Genomic DNA, 2,428 nt, shown 5'->3' with positions numbered 1-2,428 from the left:
CTCATGCAGTGTGTAGCGCGCCCCTCAACGCCTTATCGATAGATACGTACCCGGCATCCGCGATAGTTCAACGCAACGCCGGTTAACCACGACATTCCGCGGAGCCTATCGCCAGGTAATTCGATCCATGACCAATATCCGGGATGCCGGACGTCGCGTCCGCAGCGTGACAACCCTACCCGACGGTAATATTGCCAACGTTTTCCGAATCGTGACTCAAAGATTCCTTAATGGCGACTCATACGCTCATCTACATGTGGATCGATGATTCGAGTGCCGACGTAATCAAGGCTGATTTCGAGGCTCTCTACCACGGCGACGTGCTGGTAGAAGGCGAGACCTCGGAGCAACTCGACGACTGGCACCCGCTGCCGACTGCGAGCTGATCTGGCATAGCGCGCCTGTAATCGGGCGCGCTGGCGACGAGGTACCGCTGAGCCTCAAAGGCACTTGCGCCGTTGCCCCATTTGTTTCGGCCCCCGCGATGCGGGGGCCTTTTCGTTGGCTGACTCGCTGCCCGGTCAGCGTTAGCGCGGCGCCATCCGAATCGCGCCGTCCAGCCGGATGACCTCCCCGTTGAGCATCGGGTTCTCCACGATGTGCACGGCCAGCGCGCCGTACTCGTCCGGATTACCGAGCCGGCTGGGGTGCGGCACCTGCTGGCCGAGCGACTGCCTGGCCGGCTCGGGCAGGCCGGCCAGCAACGGGGTGTCGAACAGGCCCGGGGCGATCGTCATCACGCGGATGCCCTTGCTGGCCAAGTCGCGCGCGATCGGCAGCGTCATACCCACCACGCCGCCTTTGGACGCCGAGTAGGCGGCCTGTCCGATCTGGCCGTCGAACGCCGCCACCGAAGCGGTGTTGATGATGACACCGCGCTCTTCACCGACCAGGTCATTTTTGGCGATCCGCTCGGCGCCCAACCGCAGCACGTTGAAGGTGCCGATCAGGTTGATCTCCACGACGATTCGGAACAGGTCCAGCGGAAACACGCCGTCCTTGCCGAGCACCCGGATGGCGTTACCGGTGCCCGCGCAGTTCACCACGATGCGCAGGGGGCCCAGCGACTCGGCGATATCCAGCGCCGAGGTCACCGCCTTCTCGTCGGTGACGTCGGCGGGCGCGAAGCGGGCACGATCGCCGAGCTCGCGGACGACCTCCTCGCCCTTGAGGTCGAGCACCACCACCTGCGCGCCACCGTCCAGCAGGCGCTTAGTGGTGGCCAGCCCCAGCCCGGAGGCCCCACCGGTGACGAGTGCTACGGCATCCCTGATCTCCACGCAATGTTCCTTTCGGTTCGGTCGGGCCGCTCCCCACGGGAGCCGACCTACTGGTTGGTCGGGACTATACCCAGTCGCTGAGGACGGCTTCGGTGTCGGCTCCGGGCTGCCCCGGCGGCCGCGGCTCGCCGGGAGCCGTGCGCGAGAAGCGGGGCGCCGGCAACGGCTGCAGCCCACCGCTGGTCTGGTAGAAGGTGTGCCGCTGGGTGATGTGGGGCTCGGTCTCCACCTCACCGAACGCCAACACCGGCGTCACGCACGCATCGGAATCGGCGAACACCTTCGCCCAATGGTCGCGGTCGCGGCTTGCGAACACCTCGGTGAACCGGGCCCGCAGCTCAGGCCAGCGGCTGCGGTCGTTTTGCGCCGGTAGCTCCGCGGCGTCCAGGCCCAGCCCGGCCAGCATCGCCGCGTAGAACTGCGACTCGATGGCACCCACCGAGACATAGCGACCGTCGGCGCACTCGTAGGTGTCGTAGTAAGGCGCTCCGGTGTCCAGCATGTTGGTGCCGCGCTCGTCGGTCCACATACCCATGGCGCGCATGCCCCACATCATCTGGACCAGCACGGAGGACCCGTCGATCATCGCCGCGTCGATAACCTGGCCTTTGCCAGACGTCTGCCGCTCCCAGAGCGCTGACAGGATCCCGAGCAGCAGGAACATCGACCCGCCGCCGAAGTCGCCCACCAGGTTCAGCGGCGGCACCGGCCGCTCGTTGACTCGACCGATGGCGTGCAGCACGCCGTTGAGCGAGATGTAGTTGATGTCGTGACCGGCCTGCTGGCTGCGTGGTCCGGTTTGTCCCCACCCGGTCATCCGGCCGTAGATGAGCCGGTCGTTGACCTTGGCGCAGTCTTCTGGGCCCAGGCCCAGGCGCTCGGTGACGCCCGGCCGGAATCCCTCGATCAGCACGTCGGCCTTCGCGACGAGCTTGAGAACAAGCTCGCGACCCTGCTCGGACTTGAGGTCGGCGACGACGAAGCGCCGGTTGCGCAGCATCGGGTCGGTGCCGCTGGCGCCGGGCCGGTCGATGCGAACGACGTCGGCGCCGAGGTCGCCGAGGATCATCGCTGCGTGCGGGCCCGGCCCGATTCCGGCGAGTTCGATGACTCGCAGCCCTGTCAGCGGTCCCGCCATCTCTCCCGAC

3 protein-coding genes are annotated in these 2,428 nt (G+C 66.6%); 1 reads left to right on the top strand and 2 read right to left on the bottom strand.

Features of this window, described 5'->3' with window-relative positions; genetic code table 11:
* Positions 1-230: 230 nt before the first annotated feature.
* The gene (locus tag WBF82_RS07765; protein WP_424077930.1) at positions 231-386 is read left to right on the top strand and encodes a hypothetical protein; all 156 of its coding nucleotides are present in this window, start codon (positions 231-233) and stop codon (positions 384-386) included.
* 141 nt (positions 387-527) lie between these two features.
* Here the strand turns inward: WBF82_RS07765 and WBF82_RS07760 are convergent, their stop codons facing one another.
* Together WBF82_RS07760 and WBF82_RS07755 are read right to left on the bottom strand one after the other, a co-directional pair.
* Positions 528-1,280, bottom strand: a complete 753-nt coding sequence (locus WBF82_RS07760; protein WP_424382473.1) for a 3-hydroxyacyl-CoA dehydrogenase — start codon at positions 1,278-1,280, stop codon at positions 528-530.
* A gap of 64 nt (positions 1,281-1,344) precedes the next feature.
* Positions 1,345-2,418 carry a CaiB/BaiF CoA transferase family protein gene (locus WBF82_RS07755; RefSeq protein ID WP_424382474.1) on the bottom strand — a complete coding sequence of 358 codons (1,074 nt, stop codon included), beginning with the start codon at positions 2,416-2,418 and terminating at the stop codon, positions 1,345-1,347.
* Positions 2,419-2,428: the final 10 nt, after the last annotated feature.

Source organism: Mycobacterium sp. (assembly GCF_049673265.1).
GTDB lineage: Bacteria > Actinomycetota > Actinomycetes > Mycobacteriales > Mycobacteriaceae > Mycobacterium.
Note: the sequence above shows the minus strand (reverse complement) of the source record. Positions and strands in the feature narration are given on the sequence as shown.